The sequence below is a fragment of the Candidatus Hydrogenedentota bacterium genome (assembly GCA_018005585.1).
GTDB lineage: Bacteria > Hydrogenedentota > Hydrogenedentia > Hydrogenedentales > JAGMZX01 > JAGMZX01.
Genome location: JAGMZX010000251.1, coordinates 1 through 5,102, shown reverse-complemented (window position 1 = coordinate 5,102; position 5,102 = coordinate 1). Strand labels below are relative to the sequence as shown.

Genomic DNA, 5,102 nt, shown 5'->3' with positions numbered 1-5,102 from the left:
TCCGCGCCGTGTGCAGCGACGACGAGAGCGGCAACACCTTGTACACCAAAGAGGTGCGCGAGGCGCTGGAACAGTCCGGCGTTCGATTCGAGCTGCTGGGCTTCGACGCCTGCCTGATGGGCATGGTCGAGGTGGCCTACGAACTGAAAGACCTTGCGCGGTACATGATTGCGTCCGAGCAGGTTATTCCGGGGCAGGGCTATTCTTATGCGCCCTTCCTGGCCGAACTCGCGAGCAATCCGGGGATGGACGGGGCCAAACTGGGCGAAGCCGCGGTCCGCGCGTACCACGAGACCTATCAGAGCGAAGAAGACTGCACGCTGGCGCTGATTGTGCCGGAACGGCTGTCCGCGCTGGTTCGGGAACTGAACAACTTCACCAAACACGTGGCCGCCGCGACGCAGCCGCGAAGGGACGGCAAGGCCGCGTGGGACCTGCGCGACCCGCTGTCGGTTGTGCGCAGCGACGCCGGGCCGGAGATGGGCTCTGGCCAGTTGCGCCTGCCCTACGTGGACCTGGGGCAGTTTCTGGAATCGGCCGCAAAGGCGGAGCAGATGCCGGGAGGCATTCGCGCGTCCGCCAACGCCGCGCTGCAGGCCTACCGCGACGCCGTGCCGATGGGCATGCGCGCGCGGGAGCAGCGCCGCAGCGGGCTGTCGGTCTTCTTTCCGAGAGGCCTCGAATATGAGGAATACGAAGACGTCAGCATCAGCGCGTACACGGGCGAGAATATCCGTTTCGCTCAGGAGTGCCTTTGGCCGCACCTGGTCCGGGCTTTCGCGGCCAATGAGCCGTTGCCGGACCTTGGGCCGCCGGATGATACGGCGCCCGGAACCGGCAACGCGGATTCGGGGAGCGGCGTGCCGATAAGCCTGGACGACCTGTTTCCGGCTCAGCCAGGCCCGTAGGTAATCTCCGGGCCGCGCGAACTTTGCCGCGCGGGCGGTGTCCATAGTGTTGAAGGGAGAGGACGCCAAGCCTCTCATGGGGAAAATCGAGCGGTCAACCAAACGCAGAGGAGGATGAGAATCATGCATAAGCGAGTGTATTTGACAAGGGGCTTGTTCGTGGCGGCCTGCGTGCTTGCCCTGGTCGCGGCGGGCGCCTCGTGGGCCGGTTCAGACGCCTCCAACCGCGACATCTACTTTCAACAAGCGGGCTCTTCGACGGCTGGGCCGTCCTCGGCGGGTTCGCCGCAGGATAGCGGCGAGGCGTCGCAAGCTTCCGCCTCCCAGCCCACTATCCGTTACTGGGTCGAGCGCGCGGAAACGCGCGACCTGCTCCTGGACAGCAAGGGCGGCTTCCGCTCCGGCGACAAGATATACTTCAAATTCGGCACAAACGTCGAATGTTACGCCTACCTCGTCTGCAAGGGCTCGTCGGGCAAGGTGACGATGATGTTCCCGGGCATCGCCGGCCCGGATAATCATGTGCAGCCGCGCACGGACACGACCGTGCCGACCATCAAGACGCCGTTTGTCTTTGACGAGACGCCGGGCGTGGAAAGGCTCTGCCTCGTGATTTCGCCGAAGCCGGTGCAGGAGTGGGAGCAGATGGCGGAACAGGCGCGCGACCTCGAAGAGCCGCTGAATCTGAGCTCCGCGCAGCAGAACCTGTGGGACCAGGTCGCGGCCAGTTGCGTCACGCTGGGCAAGAGCAAGGACCTGACGCTGGAGCAGTACGAGTCCAACGACGACGGCCAGGGCGGCAATTACGTTACCGACCACGGCCAGGAAGGTTTCACGCGGCCTGTGGCCGTGTACCTGGACCTGGAACATCAGCCTTGAACCGGCGCGGCGCGCAACGGAAAAACAACCAAAAGGGAATCACACGATGAGCCCACTGAAAAAGACTCTGGCCCTGTGCGGCATGGCGGCGGTGCTGGCAGTGCTATGCCCGGCCTTCGCACAGGCCGCCGATGACGGCGCCGCCCCGGAAGCTGTCCCCGTGCCGGACGCGAAGGAAACGCACTACGGCACGTTCAGCTATTACGCGCCGCTGATTTCGCTGTTCGAGCCGCAAGTCGGGATTGAAGTGCAGGAAGGAACGGGCACGGTCGAAATCACCACTACGACCGTCACCGCGGACGATGCGACGCAGCAGGAGCAGCAGCAGGAGCAGCAGGCGGCCGCCGCGCCGCAGATGACGCTGCGCTACAAGGTTCTGCTGCTGGACCGCGAAAACAACGTGCAGGAAGTGACGGACAAGCACCGGTTCCACAGCGGCGACCGCATCCGGCTTGTTTTCGAGAGCAACATCGACGGCTACCTGTACATCTACCAGCAGGGCGCCTCGGGCCGCGGCGCGTGCCTGTTTCCCGACCCGCGCATCAACAACGGCGCCAACAGCGTGCGCCAGTACCGCCGCATCTCCGTGCCGCCGCCCACGGGCGCCTCGCGCGGCTGGTGGCGCTTCGACAAAGCCGCCGGCGACGAGGAACTGTATCTCTTCCTCTCTCCGGAGCCTATTGCGGAGCTGGCAAGCCTCGTGCCCGCGGAAGGCGGGTTCCTGGACGAGTCGGGCTGGCAGGTGGTCACGCAGTATACCGGAAAGGCTTCCGCCGGCGGCGCCGCGAAAGTCTATTATGAGGAAGCGGGCATGGACGGCTGGGACTACGGCGACGAGCCGCCCCAGGCCTATGTCGTGACTCAAACGCCGGTGCTGGTGCATCATCTCACGCTCCGGCACGAGAAATGAGCGGATGGAACCATCGAAGGAAGGAGTTTGGCCATGACTTCAAATCATAGACTGTTGTGGGCGATGGCGCTTTTGACGCTTGCGGCCGTGTCCGGCTGCGTTCAGCCGCAACCGGAGCCGCAGCCGCAACCCGCGGAACCAACACAAGCCCCGGCCGCGGACACCGGAAACGACGCGGCCACGATGCTTGAACTCGGCATCGCGGTGGAACCGGAACACGGGCCGCCGGGACAGACCGTCGGTCCCGATTACTTCCACGGCGACCAGAACAGCCGGTTCCGGCTTGTTTTCATGCCCGCGCAGGAAGGGTTCTGCTACGTGGTCAACCGCGGCAGTTCGGGCAATTTCGACCTGCTGTTCCCCAACCGTGCGGCGGGGTTGACGAATAACATGGTCAAGGCGGGCGAGACCCTGCGCGTGCCCCCGGAAGGCCCGGACAGCTGGCTGCGCTTCAGCGACACCCCGGGTGCCGAGAACGTTACGGTCTTTCTGAGCAAGAACCGTATCGAAGCGCTGGAACAGCTGTTCAGCGAAAGCCCCGTTGCTTCGGACCGGGTGCAGGCGGCGCTGGCGCAACTGACGGAAGACGCCGCGCTCGGCGGCAACCTCAGTTCGCAGGCCTCGGAAAAAGAAACGAAGTTCACGTTCACCGCGCCGGACGCCTCCGCATACCTGAAGGCCGGCATCGTGCTCCACCACGACTGAGCATCCAAGAATCAAGGCAAGGACGGTAACCATGCGCTTACAGCGAAGAGCCGTGGTATTGCTTGCCGCGGGCATGCTCTTTGGGTTTGCGGCCGCGGGCGAGAAGTATGCCCTGCTCGTGGGTATCAATGCGTACCCGCAATGCAATCCGCTGAATGGCTGCGTCAACGACGTTGCCTTAATGGAAAAGCTGTTGACGCGCCGTTTTGGCTTCCCTTCCGCGAACATGCGGCGCCTGTTGGATACGCAAGCAACCGCCGCGGCTATAGTCGAGGCTTTCCGGGCTCATCTCATCGCGGGAACGAAGCCGGGCGACCTCGTGGTTTTCCATTTCAGCGGCCACGGCACGCAGGTTCCTGATGACAATGGCGACGAGGACGACGGCCGCGATGAAGCCATCGTTCCCTATGATGTGCAGGCAAGCTCCGGTGGGCTCATAAACCTCATCCGGGACGACCTGCTGGGCGAACTTGCCGACCAACTTGGCGACCGGCAATTTGTCGTCGTCCTCGATAGCTGTTTCTCCGGCACCGGCATTCGTTCACTTGGCAATGCGCGCTACGTGTCATTCAGCGAGTTGCAGCAAAAGGATGACCCAGTTCAATTGCTCCGGCAGGAACGCCCGGTGGTCACACGAAGTCTGCCCCTGGTGGTGTCGGGTTGTCGCGACGTGATTGACCGGGCACAAGCTACTCAAACGGTGCTTCTGGCCGCGTGCCGGTCGGATGAAAAGGCCAAGGACCTGCTCGTGGACATGCCGGAAGGGCAACGGCATCACGGTGTCTTCACTGCCAACCTCTGGCGCATCCTCGAAAACACCAGCGGCTCCGGACATACGCTGACATACGGGGAACTGGGCGAGTACTTGGCGAATTGCACCGACATTACGAGATTGGACCAACATCCCCAAATCGAAGGCGATACCAAAGCCCTGACACAACCCGTGCTGCAAACGGCTTCCGGCCCCGGCGAGACGCCCGGCGAGAACACGCCTCCGTCCCCGCCGGCGGCCGTGGAAACGGCCGAAGCAGTCCGGCCTCTGGCGGTCTACGTGGCCCCGCACAGCGCCTTTTTCGGCAAACCGTCTGAGGACGATGAGGCTCAGGCGGCCGTCGCGGGAGCAATCCGGCAGCAGCCTTTCGTGCGCATAGCCGAATCGCGCGACGCCGCGGAAGTGAGCGTCTACCATGGCAAGGACCCTGACGGGGGCGGCAACACCGTAGTCGGCGTGCTGCTGCCCGGCGGCGAAACCAGCCTGCGCCAGGAATTGGCGGTCCTGGACGCCGCGTCGCTCGCGCCCATCGTCGGGGAGTTGCGCCGCATATATCTGGTCAACAATCTGCTGCGCCTGCGCAGCGCCGACTCCGGCGCGGGCGTCTCGGTCACGCTGGCCGGGGCCATGGACAACCTCGGCAACGGCGACCGCATCGTGTACGAGATTACCGCGCGCCGCGAAGGATATCTCACGCTGATTAACGTGGACTGCCAGGGCGGCATAGACGTTCTTCTGCCAAATGCCTATGCGCCCGCGCGGAAGATAGCCGCGGGCGCCACGGTTGTCTTTCCGCCGCCGGACGCGGACTACGAGGTGGTCGTCGAGCCCCCGCTGGGCGATGAGTATCTCAAGGTGTTCCTGACGGACACGCCTCTGGATGTGCCCGATGTGCCGGAACCCGGGACGCGAGGCGGGGCCGGCAATG

The 5,102-nt window shown here is 64.1% G+C and carries 5 protein-coding genes; all 5 read left to right on the top strand.

From position 1 onward, the window contains the following. On the top strand, window positions 1–908 hold a 908-nt coding region (locus KA184_23215; protein ID MBP8132501.1), incomplete at its 5' end, for a hypothetical protein. A gap of 123 nt (window positions 909–1,031) precedes the next feature. Further along, window positions 1,032–1,787 carry a DUF4384 domain-containing protein gene (locus tag KA184_23210; GenBank protein ID MBP8132500.1) on the top strand — a complete coding sequence of 252 codons (756 nt, stop codon included), beginning with the start codon at window positions 1,032–1,034 and terminating at the stop codon, window positions 1,785–1,787. A 46-nt stretch (window positions 1,788–1,833) separates the two neighbouring features. Next, the gene (locus KA184_23205; GenBank protein ID MBP8132499.1) at window positions 1,834–2,697 is read left to right on the top strand and encodes a DUF4384 domain-containing protein; all 864 of its coding nucleotides are present in this window, start codon (window positions 1,834–1,836) and stop codon (window positions 2,695–2,697) included. A gap of 33 nt (window positions 2,698–2,730) precedes the next feature. Continuing rightward, window positions 2,731–3,402: a DUF4384 domain-containing protein gene (locus KA184_23200; GenBank protein MBP8132498.1), complete on the top strand. Its 672-nt coding sequence runs from the start codon at window positions 2,731–2,733 to the stop codon at window positions 3,400–3,402. A 31-nt stretch (window positions 3,403–3,433) separates the two neighbouring features. Then, window positions 3,434–5,102: caspase family protein (locus tag KA184_23195; GenBank protein ID MBP8132497.1), on the top strand; the 1,669-nt coding region annotated here is incomplete at its 3' end.

Bases quoted from the DNA above. Each gene is read 5' to 3' on its own strand.
- KA184_23210 (MBP8132500.1), top strand. From the start codon at position 1,032: ATGCATAAGCGAGTGTATTTGACAAGGGGCTTGTTCGTGGCGGCCTGC.
- KA184_23205 (MBP8132499.1), top strand. From the start codon at position 1,834: ATGAGCCCACTGAAAAAGACTCTGGCCCTGTGCGGCATGGCGGCGGTG.
- KA184_23200 (MBP8132498.1), top strand. From the start codon at position 2,731: ATGACTTCAAATCATAGACTGTTGTGGGCGATGGCGCTTTTGACGCTT.